Here is a 264-nt window from a genome sequence, read left to right on the forward strand (position 1 = left end):
TTTTTCAGAGTCCAGAATATTTTCACCGGATAATGACACTTTCAAATCGTCACCAAAGCGTTTGGTATAGATAATTTTAAGATCATCATAAGGTTCACTATACACATTGGTAACGTTACTGCCTGCATCTGGTGTTACAATGACCAGCTCTTTCCCCTTGCGGTTAAATACCAGTGTGACTTCCTGACCGGTTTCAATATGGTCGTAACCCAATTGTAAGTTAGCAATATAGTCTGGCTGGCCTTGTAATGGACGATCCAAGTC

General features: G+C 40.5%; 1 protein-coding gene. It reads right to left on the minus strand.

Annotated features, from left to right (window positions below; translation table 11 throughout):
* Positions 1 to 264, minus strand: a 264-nt coding sequence (locus Q4563_RS20415; protein WP_303605814.1) for a hypothetical protein, incomplete at both ends; no start/stop codon positions are given.

It is taken from the genome of Gilvimarinus sp. 1_MG-2023 (genome assembly GCF_030548285.1).